Here is an 18,519-nt window from a genome sequence, read left to right on the forward strand (position 1 = left end):
AGCCCGCCGGGGATCACTGCCCCACCCCCCCTATGCATGGCATGTATACACCATGTGTAGAGTGCTCGGCATCGCCACTCGCAGTCGCCCTGACCAGGCGCGAGTGGCCTTTCTGAGTCGTCTACGGGGAAGTGGGTTGCAGCAGCATGTTCCGAAACGAACCGGGGAAGCGCCGGGGATCGGCCGTCGCCCTTCTGGCGGCGGCCTCTCTGATGCTGGGGCTCAGCGGCTGTGGGGTCGACCCGATCACCCCGAGCGACGCCAGGGGCGAGGTCGCCGGCTCGGACGACAAGCCGGGCGCGGGCGTGGCGGTCGACTGTGGCAGGACGAAATGCATCGCGCTGACCTTTGACGCCGGCCCCGGCAAGGACACGCCGCACCTGCTCGACGTCCTCAAGGAGAAGCAGGTCCCTGCCACCTTCTTCCTGCTCGGCAAGAAGCACGTGGACCGCTATCCCGAGGTGGTCAAGCGCATCTCCGACGAGGGCCACGAGGTCGCCAACCACACCTGGACGCATCGCGTCCTGACCGACCTGGAGGCCGACGAGGTCCGCGAGGAGCTCTCCCTCACCCAGGACGCGATCGAGAAGATCACCGGGCGCAAGCCCACGCTGATGCGGCCGCCGCAGGGGCGCACCGACGACACGGTGTCCGAGGTCAGCCGCGAGCTGGGTCTGGCGCAGATCCTGTGGAGCGCCACGGCCAAGGACTACTCCACGACCGATTCCGCGCTGATACGCCAGCGCATACTCGACGCCGCCGACAAGGACGGGATCATCCTGCTGCACGACATCTACGACGGGACCGTTCCCGCCGTCCCCGGCATCATCGACGAGCTGAAGAAGCGCGGCTTCACCTTCGTGACCGTGCCGCAGCTGCTGGCGCCGGGCAGGGCCGAGCCCGGTGAGGTCTACCGTCCGTAGGGCGAGACGAGAGAGCGGCGAAAACGGGGTGAGGTGTCTCACAGCGGTCACCTCGGACATCCAGGAACACCGCATGAAGGTTTATCGTTCATGCATATGTGACGGCGAAGGGGCCCGGTCCCCTGAGTCCCCCCTTTGAGGCGACCGCTCTTCACGTCACGGCGAACGGCCCCGGTTGGAATCCCCCGTCCAACCGGGGCCGTGTCGTTCCCGGAGCCGCCGCGCGCCGGGCCGCCGTTCCCGGATCAGGACACCTCGGCGGGCGCGGGCGGCGCCCGAGCGGCGCACACTCCGGCGCTTTGGACCCCTTCGGGTGACCTCCCGCATGGCCCGCCCGCCCCCGGGCAGTGATCGTTCCGGGCCGGGATGATCACCATGACTCCCCGCTGACCAGGCACATCGCGAGGGGGACCGCCCATGCTCCGCAGGACCGCGCACCTCCGCCGTACCCTCGGGACGGCCGCGGGCGCCGCGCTGATCCTCACGGGCTGCGGCACCGCCGCGACCGGACCGACCGTCCCACCGACGCCCCGCGCACAGGACGAGCTCCTCAGGACGGTCGAGCGCACCCTCGTCGACCGCTGCCTCGACGCGGAGGGGCTCACCCTCGCCACCAAGCCGCGTACACCCGAAGCCGACCGCCGCCTCCAGGCCGCCCTCTTCGGCACCGGCCCGCGCGAACTGTCCCTCACGCTCGCCACCGGCCACACCGTCACCGCCCACACCGACGGCTGCCTCGCCGGTGCCCGGCAGACCCTCTACGGCGACCAGAGGCGCTGGTTCCGTGCCCAGGTGACCGTCGACAACCTGCGCGCTGAGGCGCAGGCGCGGATCAAGGGCGACCCCGCCCACCGGGCCGCGCTGGAGCGCTGGAACCGGTGCGCCGTGCCGCCCGGCACCACACGTCCCGAGCGCTGGGGCCCCGCCGTCGTCGCCCGTTGCGAGCGGGAGAGCGGACTCGCCGACGTACGCGCACGGCTGGAAACCGTCGAGCTGGCGGAGGTGCGCCTCCTGCGCGCCGATCAGCTCACCACCTACCGGCAGTTGCGCGACCGCGCGCTGCGGCGGGCAGCCGAACTGTCCGCGGGCTCCACCACAGGGAAAGGCACCGACACCTGATGAAGCGCATTCTGACCACCGCCGCCGCGGCACTGCTCGCCCTCGCCGGCGGACTCGCCGCGACCGCGCCGGTCCAGGCGGCCGAATGTCCGAGCGGCGAGTTCTGCACCTGGCAGGAGGCCAACTTCGGCGGCCAGCGCGCCAACTGGAGCGGCGACGACGGCTGGTGGGAGAGCTGGATCGCCGACACGGACTCCTCTTGGGCCAACCACGGCATCTCCGGACCCGGAATCAAGGACCACGTGAAGGTGTACGAGAGCGCCCACCAGGGCGGCTCCATGACGATCTGCCTGGCGCCCGGCCAGGAGGTCGGCTACAACGGCGCCGCGAACGACCGCGGGGACTCCCACACCTGGGCGATGGGCTGCTGAACCCGAGCCGGCTCGCCCGGTCGGCCCCCGCACCGCCGACGGCGCGGGGCCGGCCGGGCCGGGGAGGCTCCGGCCCCCGGGGGCGCCCTAGACGCCCCACCACAGGTCCGGGCCGAAGACCTCGTAGTGCACGGCCGCCGCGGCGACTCCGGCGGCCAGCAGGTCTCCGCGCACCTGCCGCATGAACGGCAGCGGGCCGCAGAGGTACGCCGTCACGTCGGCGGAGACGTCGATGGCGCCGACGTCCGCGCGACCCGTGCGGGCGTCGGCGCTGTCGCCCCGCTCCTCGTACCAGAGGTGCAGGGTGCCCTGCGGCAGTGCGTCCACCAGCCCCCGCAGCTCCTCGTGGTGCGCGTGGTCGGCGGGGGAGCGGTCGGCGTGGACGACGATCACCGGGCGGTCCGAGCCCGTCGCGGCGAGGTGGCCGAGCATGGCCAGCATCGGCGTGCCGCCGATCCCGGCGGAGGCGAGGAGCAGCGGCCCGTCCCCGTCGGGCAGGACGAGGTCGCCGAAGGGCGCGGACACCTCGACCGTGTCGCCCACGCGCGCGTCCGCGTGGAGCCGGCTCGACACCTCGCCCGCCGGGTCGCCCGCGACCCGCTTCACCGTGATCCGCCAGTGTGGGAGGCCGGGCGCGGCGGAGAGGCTGTACTGGCGGATCTGCCGGGCGCCGTCGGGCAGTTCGACCCGCACGCTCACGTACTGGCCGGGCCGGAACGGCGCGAGAGGCCGCCCGTCGGCGGGCCGCAGGAGGAACGAGACCGCGTCGGCCGTCTCCTGGCGTCGCTCGACGATCTCCATCGGCCGGCGGACCGCTCCTTCCGCGACACCCGTCTCCTCGTAGAGCCGCGCCTCCAGAGCGATGAGGGCATTCGCCATCAGCCAGTAGACCTCGTCCCACGCGCGTGCGACCTCGGGCGTCACGGCATCGCCGAGCACATCGGCGATCGCCGCGAAGAGGTGCTCGTGGACGACCTTGTACTGCTCGGACGTGACGCCCAGCGAGGCGTGCTTGTGCGCGATCCGGGAGAGCATGACGTCCGGCCGGGTGTCCGGGCTGTCCAGAAGCGCCCCCGCGAACGCGGCGATGGAACCGGCCAGCGCGCGGCGCTGGTCGCCGGTGGCCTGGTTGCCGCGGTTGAACAGATCCCGCAGTAGTTCGGGACGGGCCGCGAACAGTCCCGCGTAGAAGCGGTCGGTGATGTCGCCGAGCGCCGCGCCGACGGCGGGGAGGGTGGCTCGGACGATCGGGACGGCCTGCTCGGACAGCATGGAGACTCCTAAGTGGTAAATGATCTACGTATTTAAAACCGTGACAGGTTGCGGATGGGGTGGTTCGGGGGTGTCAGCCGGCGGGGTGCGCGCCCAGTGAGACGAGCACCGGGCCGGTCGGCGACTCGACGAGGTCCGCGACCGTCAGTGGATCGAGGGTGCGGTAGAACGCCTCCTGTGCCTCGCGCAGGGCCCCTCGCAGGCGGCAGGCCGCGCGCAGGGGGCAGGGGGTGTCGCCCTCGCAGGTGACGACCTCCTCCTCGCCCTCCAGCATCCGCACCAGCCAGCCGACCGAGGCTCCTCGGCCGGTCTCGGTCAGGACCAGGCCGCCGCCGCGGCCGCGCCGGGCCTCCACGACCCCGAGGTGCTGGAGTCGTGTGACCACCTTCGCCATGTGGGCGTAGGGCACCGCCATCACCTCCGCGACCTCGCGGGTGGTGACGGACGGGTCCTGCCCGGGCGCTCCGGGGACCGCCAGGCGCATCACGGCGCGCAGCGCCAGGTCGGTGAATTTCGTCAGCCGCACGTCATGAAGCTATCAAACAAACATCTCAGATACTTATTAAGGGTCCTCGTGTGTGGTCGAGGAGCGACGCCGCCACAGCCAGAGGCCGCCCACCACCACCGGGCAGACGATCAGGAGCAGCGCGATCAGAGGCCACCGCGCGCCCCCGAGCTTCAGGTCCGTCACGAGGACCAGGGCCACACCCACCACGGGAACCAGGACCGACGCCAGCGCGCGCAGGCCGGCGGCCACCATCTCCGGCCGGAGGCGGCCGGAGCGGGGCGCACGGGTGTCGCGGCTGCCGACGTAGAAGAGCACCACCCGGTCCATCATCCGGGTGGTGCCCCGGTAGTACGAGATCCCCATGTACGGCATCCACACCAGGGGCGCGACGAGACCGACCAGGAAGACCACGCCGAGGAGCACCCACTGGCCGACGCGGACGAGGCGGCTGCGGCCGTCGTCGTCATCGGGCACCAGGATGCCGAGGAGGCGCGCCATGCGGACGACCAGGTACCGCAGCGCGGCGATCCGGCCCGGGCGAGGCCGCTCGCGGTCGGCGGGTGCCCGGGGCGCCCGCAGACCGGCGAGCGCCGCGTCGGTGTCCTCGTACACCCCCTGCAGGACCAGCAGTTCGGCGGCGCGCTCGGGATCGGTGGTGTTCCGGCCTTCGAGGCCCGCCAGTTCGAGCACCGTCCGCGCCTGGAGCAGGAGCGCGCCGCAGAAGGCGAAGGGCACGAGCAGGATGAACGGCCCGCCCACGAACGAGCCCTGGGCCGTGACCGCGCGCCGCCCCCGCTCCGCCGTCATGGCCCGGAGCTCGGCGGGGGTGGCCCGCGGATGCTGCCGGCGCAGTCGCTCCACGCGCCGACCGGCCCGCGGGCCCATGTGTCGCAGGGCGTACCCCGCCAGCAGCTCCGGGAGGCGTCCGGGATCGGCGAGCGCCTCCCGCAGCAGCGAGCGGGAGAGCGCGTCGGTGGAGGACCCCTTGGCGTCGCCCGTCAGGACAGGACCTTGGCCTTCGCCTTCTCGAACTCCTCGTTCGTGATGGCGCCCTTCTCCTTCAGTTCGGCGAGCCGCGCCAGTTCGTCGGCGTGGCCGCCGGAGCCCGTGCCGGCCGTCTTGCGGATGTACGACTGGAACGCGGCTTCGCTCTCCTTGGCCTGCTTGACGTCCCGTTGGGTCATGCTCTTGCCGCGGGCGATCACGTAGATCAGCACGCCGAGGTAGGGGAGCAGGATGCACAGGATCAGCCAGCCCGCCTTGGCCCAGCCGTTCAGGTCGTGGTCCCGGAAGATGTCGGTGATGACCTTGAACAGCAGGAACAGCCACATGATCCAGATGAAGAACCAGAACATGGTCCAGAAGAGGTTGAGGAGGGGGTAGTCGTCCATGGCTGCACTCCGTTCCCGCACCGGCCGTTTTCGACCCGCGTACGAGTGAGTGTTCTCCAACCCCCGCCGGTCCGCATGTCGGCGGCGAAGCCCGGACAGCCGTGCCGGACCCCTCCTGTCAGGCCGTGCGGGTCTTCAGTGCCGCCAGCGCGCGATCGGCGTGGACGCTCATCCGCAGCTCGCTGCGGACCACCTCCAGGATCCGGCGGTCCTCGTCTATCACGAACGTGACCCGCTTCGTCGGCGCCAGCGAGAAGCCGCGCGCCACCCCGAACCGGCCACGGATCGTGCCCTCCGGGTCGGAAAGCAGCGGATAGCCGAGCGAGTGCCGCTCGGCGAACTCCTGCTGTCGCTCCACGACGTCGGAGCTGATGCCGACCGGGCGCGCGCCCGCCGCCCGGAACTCTCCGGCCAGGTCGCGGAAGTGGCAGGCCTCGGCGGTGCACCCGGCGGTGAGGGCCGCCGGGTAGAAGAACAGCACCACCGGACCGTCCGCGAGGAGTTCGACCAGCGAGCGCGGCGTGCCCGTCTCGTCCGGGAGAGTGAAGTCCTCGACGATGTCACCGACGTTCATCCGGTCCGCCCCTTGTCCGCGACCGGCGTCTCCGGTCGACAACCGGTGACGTTACCCCAGGGTAAGGAGGGGCGTCACCAGTCCCGGGCGGCGGTCAGCAGGCGGTCGCGCACGAGCGCCACATGCGGGTTCTCGGGGGTGGGCCGCTGAACCACATAGGAGGTGTTGATCGGCGGGTCCTCCGGTTCCAGCAGTGCCACGAGCCGCCCCGCGTCGAGCTCCGCACGGCACAGGTAGTGCGGCAGCACGCTGAAACCGGCCCCCGCCGCGACGGCGGCCACGACGCCTCGGAGATCCGGCACGGTGACGGCGGCCTCGCCGGTCAGGCGCCGGCCGAAGACATGCCGCCAGTAGCGGCGGGCGATCGGCAGATCCTCCGCGTACATCACCATCGGCACGCCGTGCAGCGCGGCGGGCCCCTCCTCGGCCACGGCGTCCGGGCCGATCCGCCGTGCCCACGCGGGGGACGCGACCAGCACGAACTCCTCGTCGTTCAGGGGTACGGAGGTCAGGGTCCGCCCGCGCGGGCGGACCGTCGAGATCACCAGATCGTGGTGCCCCGCCCGCAGCCCGTCGAGGAGTTCGTCCGTGAGGCCGGGCGTCACCCTGAGCCGCACCCCCTCCCCGACCAGCGGTGCGAGGGCGGGCAGAGCGGTCTCGCAGAGGAATTCCGCGGGCCCGGCCAGATGAACCGGCTGGGGCGTCGGCGCGCCCCCTCGCCCGTGGTCCGCCACGGCGGCCAAGGCGTCGATCGGCCCCGCCACCTGCGCGGCCAGCTCGTCGGCGTACGGCGTCGGCGCCACCCCACGCGGCTGCCGCTCGAACAGCTCCCGGTCGATACGGCGTTCGAGCGAGCGGATCTGCGTGGTGACGGTCGGCTGGGACAGGCCCAGCAGCCGGGCGGCCGCCGTGAAGGAGCCGGTGCGGTGGACGGCGAGGAAGGTGCGCAGGAGCGACAGGTCGAGCGGCCCGCGCGGCGCCGTCCCCGCCCCGCGTGGCGCCGCCTCCGCCAGGCTCGGACCTGCACCCTGCCCCGCGGGGCCGCCGCCATCGATCCCTCTATCCGTCACGCCGTCAAGCATAGGCATGTCGATGGGTACGGATGGGGGCCGTCCTGGCCTCAGACCTGCTCGCGAACGGCTCGGCGCCGGTCGAGGATCGTGAGCACCTGCTCGCCCCAGCGCAGGTTCTCCTCCTCCAGGGAACGCCCGCGCATCAGTGTGAGGTAGGGGCCGATCCGCTCCGCCTCACGGAGGTACGTGGCCTCGTCCCGGCCGTTGAGCATCCACTCCCGCAGCCTCTCCCACCGCGCGAGCTTGCCCCGGGCCCACTCCATCCGTTCCTCGACGAAACCGCGTACGGCGTCGGTGTCCCCCTCGTCGCAGGCCTGGACCTGGACCATCAGCTCGTCACGGATGGCGGTCGGCCGCGGCGGCTGAGCCGTGAACGCCATCAGGTCCTGGCGGCCCGCGTCGGTGAGCGAGAACATCCGCTTGTTCGGTCGCCGTTCCTGCTGGACGACACGGGCGGCGATCAGGCCCGCGTCGGAGAGCCGGTCCAGCTCCCGGTACAGCTGCTGCGGCGTGGCCGCCCAGAAGTTGGCCACGGACACGTCGAAGATCTTGGCCAGGTCGTATCCGGATGCCTCGCCCTCCAGGAGGGCTGCCAGGACCGCGTGCTTGAGAGACATCCGGACAAAGTAGCAGCCTCGTTGAGTAGTTTTGTCCGCACCTGATTTCGTCCGCACCTATTCAACGAGGGAGGTGACCGACCCCGGCGAGGGCAGTCGGGGCGGGGTCCAGTCGGCATGCCGAAGGATCATGCGCACGGCCAGGCCCGACGGCGCGAGCCGCAGGGCCGCGTTGCGCAGGGCGACCGCGGGGCCGGACAGCTGCTGCCCTATGCGACCGGCCTTGCGGGCGGCCGTGGCGACCGACTGGGCCCGTGGGCGACGCTCGGCGTCGTACGCGGCCAGCGCCGTGTCGGTGTCGGCGCCGCGCGCCAGGGCCGCGGCGAGGACGACAGCGTCCTCCACGGCCTGGCAGGCGCCCTGTCCGAGGTTCGGGGTCATCGCGTGGGCCGCGTCGCCGAGCAGGGCGACGCGGCCCGACACGAAGGAGGGGAGCGGGGTGGCGAGTTCGTGGATGTCGTGGTGGAGGACGGCCTCGGGCCGGGTCGCGTCGAGGAGCCGTCCGATGGGCTGGTGCCATCCGGCGAAACGCCCGCGGAGCGCGCCGAGCGGATCGGCGTGACGGACGCCGGCCGGGCCGTTGAGGACGGCATGCCACTCCGCGCGCCCGTCCGGGAGCGCGATGTGCCCGAACTCGGCGCCGTGCCCCCAGGTGATCTCGAAGTCCGTGTCGAGGTCCAGCGGTTCCGTGAGCGCCCGGAGCACGGTCGAGCCGCTGTACGCCGGACCGGGATGCCCGGGGAAGAGGGCGGCGCGGGTGCGGCTGTTGACGCCGTCGGCCGCGACGACGAGGTCGGCGTCGAGCTCGTCGCCGGGGACGGCGGAGGAGGCGGACGGCCGGGTCCGTACGCGGACGCGGCCCGGGTCCGAGTGATCGACCCCGGTCACCTCCACCCCGGTGTGCAGGCTCCCCGGCGGCAGCGCGTCCCGCAGTAGTCGGTGCAGTGTGGCGCGTGGGATGCCGACGATCGGTGCGCCCAGGGCGCGTTCGAGCGCGGCGCCGTCCATCCGGGCGAGCCAGGAACCGCCGGGAGTGCGGGTGCCGCCGGTGTACTGACCGCGCGCCGCCTTGCGTACGGAGGCGCCGACGCCGAGCTCGTCCAGGGCGCGGATGCCGTTGGCGGCCAGCGAGATCCCGGCGCCCGCGTCGTCGAGGACGGGTGCGCGTTCCACGACCCGCACCTTCCAGCCGGCCCGTCGGAGCCCGATCCCGGCGGCGAGCCCTCCGATGCCCGCGCCGACGACGACAGCGATGTTCCCCATGACGACCAGCCCCCTGTCCGATCCGACCCACCCGGTTTCTACATCTGTAGAAAGTCTATCGCCCTGTCTCTACAGGTGTAGAAAGTGGGGGTGACCTCCGATCGACGTACCCTCCTCGCCGACGCCGCGCTCGGCGTCCTCGCCGGCTCCGGGATGCGCGGGTTGACCCATCGCGCGGTCGATGCCGCCGCGCGCCTGCCGGCCGGCACCACCTCGGCGTACTACCGCACCCGCTCGGCGCTCCTGACCGGCCTCGTCCGCCGCCTGGTCGAACTCGACCAGGCCGAACTGCGGGCCGCCGCGCTGAAGGGCCCCGCACCGCGCTCCGCGGCCGAACTCGCCGATGGCATCGGCCTGCTCGTCGCGGCGCGCCTCGCCGGGGAGGGGCGCCGTCGCTCCCTGGCCCGCTATGCCTGCGTGGTCGAGAGCGTGCGCGACCCCGAACTCCGCGAAATCCTGGTCCCGCGCGAGAACCCGGGGCGCGACTCGGTCCGCGACTTCCTCGCCGCCGAGGGGGTCGAGGACCCCGAGGGTCGGACGCTGACGCTGCTCGCCTGCGTGGACGGTCTGGTGCTGGACCGGGTCGTCGCAGGGGGGAGTGTCGCCATGGAGGAGATCGAGGGGCTCGTGGCGGCGGCTCTTCGGCCGGCCGGGACGGAGGTTCGTTGACATGCAGTCGAGTGGCTGCCTATCGTAGAGGCAGCTAAAAGGCTGCATGTTGAGGTGGGGCGATGGACGAGGTGTTCAAGGCACTGGCCGATGCCAGTCGGCGACGGCTGCTCGACAGCCTGAACGCCCGCAACGGCCAGACCCTGCGCGAACTCTGCGCGGGTCTGGACATGGCACGGCAGTCCGTCAGCAAGCATCTGGCGCTTCTCGAGGCGGCGGGGCTGGTGGTCACGGTGCGGCGAGGACGCGAGAAGCTGCACTACCTGAACGCCGCTCCGATCCACGCCATCGCGGACCGCTGGATCAGCCAGTACGCCCGCGAGCGCGTCCGCGCGCTCGCCGACCTGAAGTCAGCATTGGAGCAGAGCCCGATGGACAGCAACGCGTTCGTCTACACCACCTACATCCGCACCACCCCCGAAGAGCTGTGGCAGGCCCTCACCGACCCGGCCTTCACCCGGCGCTACTGGGGCGTGGCCTTCGAGACCACGTGGACCGCCGGATCGCCGATGGTCTGGGACGAGGGCGGCCGCAGGACCAGCGACCCCGAGCAGGTGGTCCTCGCGGCCGAGCCCGGCCGACGGCTCTCGTACACCTGGCACACCTTCACACCGGAGTGGGCCGAGGCGGTCGGCATCGGGGACGACGTGTACGCGAAGCTCGCCAAGGAGCGCCGCTCGAAGGTGACCTTCGAGATCGAGCCGGCCGGGGACACGGTCAAACTCACCGTCGTGCACGACGACCTGGAGCCGGACGGCACGATGCGCGGCATGATCGGCGAGGGCTGGCCGTCGCTGCTGTCCAGCCTCAAGTCCCTCCTGGAGACGGGCGAGGAGCTGCCCGAGCCGCCCCGCTGACCTCGAAAGGAGAGCCGCCGACGAGCCGGGGGTGAGACCGTCCGCCGGGAGCGAGCCGCGTCCTGGGCGACGCGGCGCCGAGGGTCCACCGCCGACCGCTCCGCGTCCTGCTCGTCCGCGGCCCGGGTCAGCCGCCGCGTGGGGCGACCAGGCCGGATTCGTAGGCGAGGACCACGAGTTGGGCACGGTCGCGCGCGTGGACCTTGGCCATGGCCCGGTTGACATGGGTCTTGGCGGTCGACGGGCTGATCACCAGGCGCTGGGCGATCTCCTCGTTGGACATGCCCTGGGCCACCAGGGTGACCGCTTCGCGTTCGCGGCCGGTCAGCTCCGGCAGCCCGGTGCCGGCGCGCGTGAGCGGGGACCGGGCGACGTACCGGTCGATGAGCCTACGGGTGAGGGCGGGCGCGAGCAGCGCGTCGCCGCGGGCGGCGACGCGTACGGCATGAAGGAAGTCCTCCGGCACGACGTCCTTGACGAGGAAGCCGGCCGCGCCGGCGCGCAGCGCCTCGAAGACGTACTCGTCCATGCCGTAGTTGGTCAGCATGACCACATGGACATCGGCCAGGGCGGGGTCGGCGGCGATGTGACGGGTCGCTTCGATGCCGTCCATGACGGGCATCTGGATGTCGACGAGTGCGACGTCGGGCCGCTGCTCCCGGGCGAGTGCCAGCCCCTCTCGGCCGTCGGCGGCCTCGGCGACCACCTCGATGTCGTCCTCGAGGTCGAGCAGCGCGCGGAACCCACTGCGGATGAGGGGCTGGTCGTCGACCAACAGGACGCGGATCACTGCGCTCCGTTCGTGGGGAGTTCGGCCCGGACGGTGAAGCCTCCGTCGGCGCGGGGCTGCGTGTGCAGTCGGCCGCCCAGTGCCGTGACCCGTTCGCGCATGCCGAGCAGCCCGAGGCCGGGGGTCGGGGCGGAATCCGAAGGGGCCCTTCCGTCGTCGTCGACGCGGACGGTGAGGCCCTCCCGCCCGTAGACGATGCGCACGGAGGCGGTCGTCGCGGCGGCATGCCGGACGACATTGGTGAGCGACTCCTGGACGATCCGGAAGGCGGTACGGCCCACCGCCGCCGGCACCGGGTGAGGATGCCCTTCGATCGCCACTGTCGTCCGAAGTCCGGGTGCGTGGAAGCGTTCCACGAAGGCGGGGATGTGCTCGACGCCGCGCGGCGGGCTGGTGTCGTCGTCGCGGAGTGCCTCCAGCGTCGCACGCAGCTCCCGGCCGGCCTCCCGGCCCGCTTCCTGGATCGCCAGCAGCGCCTCGGGCACCTGCTCGCCCCGGCGCCGGGCCACGTGGACCGCGACCTCGGACTGCACCGTGATGACCGAGATCTGGTGGGTGAGAGAGTCGTGCAACTCCCGTGCGATGCGCAGCCGCTCCTCGTCCGCCCGGCGCAGCGCGGTCTCCTCGCGGGTCCGCTCCGCCTCGTCCGCCCGCCGTTCGGCCTGCCGTACCGCTTCACCGGTGGCGAAGGCGGCGATCAGCCAGGCGATCTCGAGAGTGCCGCGGGCCTGCGCCACGACCTCACGCACGGACCCGTCATGGAACACCAGGGCCGTCAGGTGGAGTACGGCCGGCAGCCCCACGGAGGCGGCCAGAGCGGCGACCCTGTACCCGGCGCGTACCGCGGTGTGGACGGCGACCAGGTACGCGACCGCGAGCACCTCGAACCCCGCCGCGAGCTGGCCCACCGCGCACAGCCCGGTGACGGCCAGCACCACGAGGGGCGCTCGGCGGCGCGCGGCCAGCGCCAGCCCGCCGGCCGTCAGCAGCGCGGCACCGAGCAGCTCACGGCCCCCCGAGGGGTGGTCCTCGGACAGCCCGGTGGCCAGCAGCAGCGCCGCCACGCCCACAGCGATCGTCCCGTCGGTGACCGCGACCGGGACAGCGAACCGTCCTTTGCCCATGGGGGAACCGTAGCCGGACGGAGGCACCGGACGAGTCCGGCCCAGGGCCGAGAACCGGCTACCGCGGACGCGGTATCCGCCATCCGTCTACCGCGTCCGCGGTAGACGGATGGCGCGGCGGCGGCAGCGCAAAGTGCCCGCGTCCGCTGGACGACCGGGAGGAGGTCCGGACCGCATGCTCACGACACGTCGAACGTCGAAGTCGACGACGGAGAACGAGGAGAGCGACATGAGTGCTTCAGCGGCCGTGATGGCAGCCGTCGAGGGCGGGATCATCGGCGACGGGCGCACGGGGGCCAACCTGGCTCTGGGGGTGGGGCTGATCGGCGTGGCCGTCGGCCTGGCGGCCCTGGGCCGGGCCCGCGGCCGGATCGGTTTCGGCGACGCGCGCAGCGGTGCGATGTGGGCCGTCGTGGCGGGGATCGCGGGCACGGTCCTCGGAGTGCTGCACGCCGCCACCACGAGCGGCGGCCCCGGCACCGGCAACGGGCTCGTCGGCGCGATCGCGGCCGTCCCGCTGGGCATCGGCGCCGTGCTCCTGGGCCGCCGGACGCTGGCGCGCAGCCGTCGCGCCGACCCGACTACCGCCCGGCCCCAGGTCTGACCGTGGGCGTCTCCCCGGGGCGGACACCGCGTCGCCGCCACGCCTTGGGAGGCCGCTTGCCCGGGGGCGGACACCGCGTCGCCGCCACGCCTCGGGAGGCCGCTTGCCCGGGCTCCGGGGACCCCTCGGTGATACTGGCGCTCTGCTCGCCACCCACCCCCGGAGGGATCCGTGATGCGGGACGTCACCAAGGTCGAGGTCGAAGGCGCCGTGCTGTACGTGGAGGCGGAGCGACTCGGTCCCGACTCGGAGCTGGAGGGCCTGGGCGACCGCGTCCCGGACCTCTCCGGCGTCACCCGCGCCCTGTCCTCCTTCGCCGGACAGCTCAGCCACGCACTCCACCAGGCGGCGCCCGACCGGGCGACGGTGGAGTTCGGCTGCGAACTCGGCCTGGACGCGGGCGGCCTGACCGCCCTCATCGTCAAGGGCAGCAGCAGCGCGAACCTCCGCGTGACCCTCGAATGGACCAAGTCCTCCTGACCCCGGGCCCGTCAGCCGTCCACCGCACCGCCCGGGGTGACCAGGCCCGTCTCGTACGCCAGGACCACCGCCTGCGCCCGGTCGCGCAGCTCCAGCTTCGCGAAGATCCGTGCCACGTGGGTCTTCACGGTCGCCTCGCTCAACGTCAGGTTCCCGGCCAGCTCCGCATTGGACAACCCGCGCCCCATCAGCGTGAGCACCTCCCGCTCCCGGGGCGTCAGCGCCACCAGGTCACGGTGGACCGCCGGCGCGTCGCCGCCCGCACCCGGCGCACGGTCGCCGCTCGCGAAGCGCTCCACCAGACGGCGGGTGATCGACGGCGCCAGCAGCGCGTCGCCGGTGTCCACCAGCCGCACGGACGCGGCCAGATGCTCCGGTGTCACGTCCTTCAGCAGGAACCCGCTCGCACCCAGGGCCAGCGCCGCGTACACGTACCGGTCCAGGTCGAACGTCGTCAGCATCAGCACCTTGCAGCGCGGCGACCCGGCCAGAATCCTCCGCGTGGCCTCCAGCCCGTCCATCCCCGGCATCCGGATGTCCATCAGCACCACGTCCGGTCGCAGCCGCCGGGCCTCCGCCACCGCCTCGGCCCCGTCGGCCGCCTCCCCGACGACCTCGATGCCGCGCGTCGTGAGGATCAGCCGGAAGCCGGTCCGGATCAGAGCCTGGTCGTCGGCGATGAGCACCCGGGGCGCCTGGGGAGCAGGCGCCCCGCCCGCGCCCGTCACGCGCCGTCCAGCGGGATCCGGGCCCTGACCCGGTAACCACCGCCGAGGCGCCGACGGGCGTCCAGCTCCCCGCCGTACACCGCGACCCTCTCCCGCAGCCCGATCAACCCCCGGCCCGCGCCCGCGTGGTCACGGAGCGACAGCTTGGGCGTGGCGTCGCCGGACAGCACGCTCGGCCCGCTGTTGAGCACCTCCACCCGCAGGTACCGTTCCCCGTACCGCACCGACACCTCCGCCTTCACGCCGTCGCCGTGCCTGAGCGCGTTCGTCAGTGCCTCCTGCACGATCCGGTACGCCGTCACGTCCACCCCGGTCGGCAGCGACCGCGGCTCGCCCGAGATCCGTACCTCCACCGGCAGCCCGGCGAAGGCGATCCGGTCGACCAGCGGACCGAGCCGGGCCAGACCCGGCTGCGGAGCGAGCGGGGACAGCTCCGCCGCGTACGGCTCGTCCTCACCGCTCGGCGAGGGTGCGAGCAGTCCCAACAGGTGACGCAGCTCGGTCATGGTGTCCCGGCCCGCCGACTCGACGGCCTCCATGGCCGTGGCCGCCTCCTCCGGCAGCGAGGCCAGCACCTCGCGGGCCGCACTCGCCTGCACCACCATCAGCGCCACGTTGTGGCTGACGATGTCGTGCAACTCGCGGGCGATCCGGGCGCGTTCCTCCTCCACCGCGATCCGCGCCGCGCTCTCCCGCTCCCGTTCCAGCAGCCGCCGCCGGTCCTCCAGCGTTCTCTGCCGCAGCCGCCGTGCCCGCGCCAGCGACCACGCCAGCCAGCCCACCACGGCCCCGAGTACGGCGAACGCCCCGCCCGGCCACCACCCCACCCATGATCCACCCACGGGGTTCACCCTCGCAGAACGACAGGTCATCCGCATCAACACGGGGATGCAGCCGCCTACATCCCCAGGATGACCCGCCTCCGCGGATACCTCGGGGGAGTGATGCACCGCCCGGGACCCGGACCGTAGCTTCCTGGCATGACTACGGACATGGAGACCGGCACCGGCCGGAGCGACCGGATCGTCGTACGACTCGACGGCGTGCGCAAGGAGTTCGGTGAGACCACCGCCCTGGGGGGAGTCTCCCTGGAGATCCGCAGTGGCGAGGCCGTCGCCGTCATGGGGCCGTCGGGCTGCGGCAAGTCCACCCTGCTGAACATGGTCGCCGGCCTCGACCGGCCCACCTCCGGGAGCGTGCTCGTCCACGGCGACGAACTCACCGGGATGAGCGAGAAGCAGCTGGCCCTCTACCGACGGCGCCGCATCGGCATGGTCTTCCAGTTCTTCAACCTGCTCGACGACCTGCCGGCCCTCGACAACGTGGCGCTCGCCGCGCAGCTCACCGGCACGCCGGCCACGCAGGCCCGCCGCCGGGCCCTGGAACTCCTCGACGAACTCGGCATCGCCGACCGCCGGGGCGCCTACCCGGCCGTCCTCAGCGGCGGCGAACGCCAGCGTGTCGCCGTCGCCCGCGCCCTGATGAACCGGCCCGCTCTGCTCCTCGCGGACGAGCCCACCGGCGCCGTCGACACCCGGGCAGGCGAACAGATCATGGACCTGCTCCTCGACCTCAACCAGATCGGGCAGACCCTGCTCATGGTCACCCACGACGCGCGGATGGCGGCGCGGTGCGCCGGCCGGATCGTCGACATGGTCGACGGCCGGGTGGCCGGCGAGCGCAGCGTGGAGCGCACGGCATGAGCGCGGTGTGGCGCGCCTCGCGCGCGGCCGTGCGGCGCCGCCGGCTCCAGACCTTCGTCATCGGCCTCGTCGTCCTCTTCTCCACCGCCACCATCGTGGTGGCCCTCGGCCTCCTGGAGGCGGCCTCGGGCCCCTTCGACAAGGGCTTCGCCCAGCAGCGCGGGGCACACGCCGTCGCCGCGTACGACGCGGCCAAGGTCTCGCACGCCCGGCTGACCGAGGCGTCCGGGGCGGACGGCGTCGAGGCGGTCGCGGGCCCGTACCCGATGGCCGTGCTCCAGGTGCCCGCGGGAAACCCGCCCCGCTACGTCGGCCCCTTCCACGTCGTGGGACGCTCCGGTCCCGGCGGGGACGTGGACCGCGTCGACCTGTGGCAGGGCCGTTGGGCGACCGCCCCCGGAGAGATCGTCGTCAACGACGCGCGGCCCGCGCCGGCGCTGCTGCCCTTCCAGGCGGAGCACGCGGGCTTCCCGCTCGGCGACACGATCAAGGTGCCCGGCCTGCCGGACCTCACCGTCGTCGGCTACGCGCACAGCCTGAGCGACACCGCCGACGGCTGGGTCTCACCCGACCACATCGCCGCGCTCGGCCCGACCATGACCGAGATGCTCTACCGCTTCACCGACCACACGACGGACGCCGACGTGGCGGCCGGGCTCGCCGCCGTCGACTCCACCCTCCCCGCGGACTCCCCGCTCGCCTCCCACTCGTACCTCACCATCCAGCGCGACGTCGCGTCCGGACCCGGCTCGTACGTGCCCTTCCTCGTGGTCTTCGGACTCCTCGGCCTCGCGGTCGCCGTGCTGATCGTGGCGAACGTCGTCAGCGGCGCCGTGGTCTCCGGCTTCCGGCACATCGGTGTGCTCAAGGCGCTGGGCTTCACACCCGGTCAGGTCACGGCCGTCTACCTCCTGATGGTCTCCGTGCCGGCCGTCATCGGCTGCGTGCTGGGCACCGCCATCGGTGACCTCGCCGCCCGCCCGCTGCTGTCCGGCGCCTTCCAGGGAACCGGACTGCGCATCGAGGGCGTCAGTCCGCGGGTGGACGTCGCCGTGCTGATCGGAATGCCGCTCGTGGTGCTCCTCGCCGCGCTCGTCCCGGCGCTGAGGGCCCGTCGGCTCTCCGCGACCGAGGCGATCAGCGCCGGCAGCGCACCGCCCCGGACCGGTCGTGGCCACCGGATCCAGCGCCGGCTGAGCGGGACGAGGCTGCCACGAGCGGTCAGCCTGGGCCTTGGCCTCCCGCTGGCCCGGCCCGGCCGAACGGCGTTGACGCTCTCCGCGATCGTGCTCGGCGTCCTGACCGTGACCTTCGCGAGCGGTCTCGCCGACACCGTCGTGAAGGTGACCGAGGCATCGCGGCAGGACGTCGATCTCACCATGCGCCCGGCGAACCCGTTCTTCGGCGAAACCACGGCGAAGGACAGGAGCGACCGCGAGATGGAGGAGCTGCTGCGCTCCGTGCCCGGCGCGGCCGAGGTGACGCCCGATCTGATCGTCCCGCTGGCCCTGGCGGGCCGAGCGGACGCCGTCGACGGATTCTTCCTGCGCGGAGACCACGCGGCGCTCGGATACGAGAAGCAGCTCGTGGACGGGCGGTGGCTGAAGGGCGCCGGGGAGGCGGTCGTCGCCTCCGAGTTCCTGAACCAGACCGGCGGGAAGGTGGGGGACCGGCTCGACCTGGTCCTGCGAGGGAAGAGGACCGAGGTGACCGTCGTCGGCTCGCTGATGAACCACGAGCCGGACCGCCTGCTGCTCGACCGGGGGACGCTGACCCGGCTCGACGCCGACCACCAGCCGGAGACCCACCAGTACCGCTACCACGTCAAGCTCGACCCCGGTACCACGCCGCAGGAGTACGCGGCCGCTGTGGACCGGGCGGCGGGCCCCGGTCTCCACCCCATCTTCGACGAACCCGCTTCCTTCACGGTCGCCGTCATCGGCCTCTCCACGGCTCTGTCCCTCATGCTCGGCACGGTCGCGGCGCTCGGCGTCTTCAACACCGTCGTCCTCAACACCAGGGAACGCCGCAGGGACATGGGGATGCTCAAATCGATCGGGATGACCCCGCGGCAGGTGATCGCCATGGTGGTGACGTCGATGGCGGCGCTCGGGGCGATCGGCGGCCTGATCGGCGTACCGCTCGGGATGGCCGCCCACCGAGTGGTCGTACCGCTGATGGCCGAGGCGGCGCTGGTGACGCTCCCGAACTCGGTCCTCGACGTCTGGGCAGCCCCGGCCCTCGTCCTGCTCGGCCTGGCCGGAGTCACGCTCGCCGTCCTCGGCGCCCTGATCCCGGCCCGCCGCGCCGCCCGCCTGACGATCTCGGAGGCGCTGCGCGGCGAGTGAGACATGGCGACGACGGCGTGGGGCGCGCGGCGCGCACCGGACGACGACGGTCGGCGCCGCTGGCCCCGAAGGGCCGCTCGACGAACTCTGCGGCAACGTCGTCGA

General features: G+C 72.7%; 21 protein-coding genes. 9 read left to right on the forward strand and 12 right to left on the reverse strand.

Annotated features, from left to right (window positions below; translation table 11 throughout):
- Positions 1–146: 146 nt before the first annotated feature.
- The 3 genes from AB0D99_RS07555 (at position 147) to AB0D99_RS07565 (ending at position 2,413) form a co-directional block, all read left to right on the forward strand.
- Complete coding sequence (locus AB0D99_RS07555; RefSeq protein ID WP_362358006.1) at positions 147–923, forward strand: polysaccharide deacetylase family protein; 777 nt, start codon at positions 147–149, stop codon at positions 921–923.
- 417 nt (positions 924–1,340) lie between these two features.
- Positions 1,341–2,042 carry a hypothetical protein gene (locus AB0D99_RS07560; RefSeq protein ID WP_362358008.1) on the forward strand — a complete coding sequence of 234 codons (702 nt, stop codon included), beginning with the start codon at positions 1,341–1,343 and terminating at the stop codon, positions 2,040–2,042.
- Positions 2,042–2,413: a peptidase inhibitor family I36 protein gene (locus tag AB0D99_RS07565; RefSeq protein WP_362358010.1), complete on the forward strand. Its 372-nt coding sequence runs from the start codon at positions 2,042–2,044 to the stop codon at positions 2,411–2,413. The genes AB0D99_RS07560 and AB0D99_RS07565 overlap by 1 nt, the downstream gene beginning before the upstream one ends.
- Before the next feature lie 87 nt (positions 2,414–2,500).
- Here the strand turns inward: AB0D99_RS07565 and AB0D99_RS07570 are convergent, their stop codons facing one another.
- The 8 genes from AB0D99_RS07570 to AB0D99_RS07605 form a co-directional block, all read right to left on the reverse strand.
- Positions 2,501–3,685: a globin domain-containing protein gene (locus tag AB0D99_RS07570; protein WP_362358012.1), complete on the reverse strand. Its 1,185-nt coding sequence runs from the start codon at positions 3,683–3,685 to the stop codon at positions 2,501–2,503.
- A gap of 73 nt (positions 3,686–3,758) precedes the next feature.
- Positions 3,759–4,211 (reverse strand): Rrf2 family transcriptional regulator, encoded by a 453-nt coding sequence (locus AB0D99_RS07575; protein WP_362358014.1) that lies wholly within the window; start codon positions 4,209–4,211, stop codon positions 3,759–3,761.
- 36 nt (positions 4,212–4,247) lie between these two features.
- Positions 4,248–5,054 (reverse strand): hypothetical protein, encoded by an 807-nt coding sequence (locus AB0D99_RS07580; protein ID WP_362358016.1) that lies wholly within the window; start codon positions 5,052–5,054, stop codon positions 4,248–4,250.
- 137 nt (positions 5,055–5,191) lie between these two features.
- Positions 5,192–5,584 carry an SHOCT domain-containing protein gene (locus AB0D99_RS07585; RefSeq protein ID WP_362358018.1) on the reverse strand — a complete coding sequence of 131 codons (393 nt, stop codon included), beginning with the start codon at positions 5,582–5,584 and terminating at the stop codon, positions 5,192–5,194.
- A 118-nt stretch (positions 5,585–5,702) separates the two neighbouring features.
- Positions 5,703–6,158 (reverse strand): peroxiredoxin, encoded by a 456-nt coding sequence (locus AB0D99_RS07590; protein ID WP_362358020.1) that lies wholly within the window; start codon positions 6,156–6,158, stop codon positions 5,703–5,705.
- Between the two features lie 74 nt (positions 6,159–6,232).
- Complete coding sequence (locus AB0D99_RS07595) at positions 6,233–7,171, reverse strand: LysR family transcriptional regulator (protein WP_362358164.1); 939 nt, start codon at positions 7,169–7,171, stop codon at positions 6,233–6,235.
- A gap of 107 nt (positions 7,172–7,278) precedes the next feature.
- On the reverse strand, positions 7,279–7,848 hold the full coding sequence (locus AB0D99_RS07600; RefSeq protein WP_362358023.1) for a PadR family transcriptional regulator: 570 nt from the start codon (positions 7,846–7,848) through the stop codon (positions 7,279–7,281).
- Between the two features lie 57 nt (positions 7,849–7,905).
- On the reverse strand, positions 7,906–9,111 hold the full coding sequence (locus AB0D99_RS07605) for an FAD-dependent monooxygenase (RefSeq protein ID WP_362358025.1): 1,206 nt from the start codon (positions 9,109–9,111) through the stop codon (positions 7,906–7,908).
- Between the two features lie 90 nt (positions 9,112–9,201).
- Here AB0D99_RS07605 and AB0D99_RS07610 point away from each other — a divergent pair, with 90 nt between their 5' ends.
- Positions 9,202–9,780, forward strand: coding sequence for a TetR family transcriptional regulator C-terminal domain-containing protein (locus tag AB0D99_RS07610; RefSeq protein ID WP_362358027.1), 579 nt, complete (start codon positions 9,202–9,204; stop codon positions 9,778–9,780).
- Positions 9,781–9,842: 62 nt separating this feature from the next.
- Positions 9,843–10,637, forward strand: a complete 795-nt coding sequence (locus AB0D99_RS07615; RefSeq protein WP_362358029.1) for a metalloregulator ArsR/SmtB family transcription factor — start codon at positions 9,843–9,845, stop codon at positions 10,635–10,637.
- 127 nt (positions 10,638–10,764) lie between these two features.
- Here the strand turns inward: AB0D99_RS07615 and AB0D99_RS07620 are convergent, their stop codons facing one another.
- Positions 10,765–11,427, reverse strand: a complete 663-nt coding sequence (locus AB0D99_RS07620) for a response regulator transcription factor (RefSeq protein ID WP_362358031.1) — start codon at positions 11,425–11,427, stop codon at positions 10,765–10,767.
- Positions 11,424–12,551 (reverse strand): sensor histidine kinase, encoded by a 1,128-nt coding sequence (locus AB0D99_RS07625; protein WP_362358033.1) that lies wholly within the window; start codon positions 12,549–12,551, stop codon positions 11,424–11,426. The genes AB0D99_RS07620 and AB0D99_RS07625 overlap by 4 nt, the downstream gene beginning before the upstream one ends.
- Positions 12,552–12,780: 229 nt before the next feature.
- On the opposite strand from AB0D99_RS07625, the gene AB0D99_RS07630 reads away from it, so the two are divergent.
- A complete protein-coding gene (locus AB0D99_RS07630; protein WP_362358035.1) occupies positions 12,781–13,155 on the forward strand; it encodes a DUF6223 family protein in 375 nt (124 codons plus the stop codon).
- Between the two features lie 174 nt (positions 13,156–13,329).
- The gene (locus tag AB0D99_RS07635) at positions 13,330–13,635 is read left to right on the forward strand and encodes a CU044_2847 family protein (protein ID WP_362358037.1); all 306 of its coding nucleotides are present in this window, start codon (positions 13,330–13,332) and stop codon (positions 13,633–13,635) included.
- An 11-nt stretch (positions 13,636–13,646) separates the two neighbouring features.
- On the opposite strand, the gene AB0D99_RS07640 is transcribed toward AB0D99_RS07635, so the two are convergent.
- Complete coding sequence (locus AB0D99_RS07640; RefSeq protein WP_362358039.1) at positions 13,647–14,321, reverse strand: response regulator transcription factor; 675 nt, start codon at positions 14,319–14,321, stop codon at positions 13,647–13,649.
- Positions 14,322–14,359: 38 nt separating this feature from the next.
- Positions 14,360–15,205, reverse strand: a complete 846-nt coding sequence (locus AB0D99_RS07645; RefSeq protein ID WP_362358041.1) for a histidine kinase — start codon at positions 15,203–15,205, stop codon at positions 14,360–14,362.
- Between the two features lie 138 nt (positions 15,206–15,343).
- On the opposite strand from AB0D99_RS07645, the gene AB0D99_RS07650 reads away from it, so the two are divergent.
- Together AB0D99_RS07650 and AB0D99_RS07655 are read left to right on the forward strand one after the other, a co-directional pair.
- On the forward strand, positions 15,344–16,066 hold the full coding sequence (locus AB0D99_RS07650) for an ABC transporter ATP-binding protein (protein WP_362358043.1): 723 nt from the start codon (positions 15,344–15,346) through the stop codon (positions 16,064–16,066).
- Positions 16,063–18,414: an FtsX-like permease family protein gene (locus AB0D99_RS07655; RefSeq protein WP_362358045.1), complete on the forward strand. Its 2,352-nt coding sequence runs from the start codon at positions 16,063–16,065 to the stop codon at positions 18,412–18,414. Before AB0D99_RS07650 ends, AB0D99_RS07655 begins: the two co-directional genes overlap by 4 nt.
- Positions 18,415–18,519: the final 105 nt, after the last annotated feature.

Source organism: Streptomyces sp. NPDC047971 (genome assembly GCF_040653355.1).
Lineage (GTDB): Bacteria > Actinomycetota > Actinomycetes > Streptomycetales > Streptomycetaceae > Streptomyces.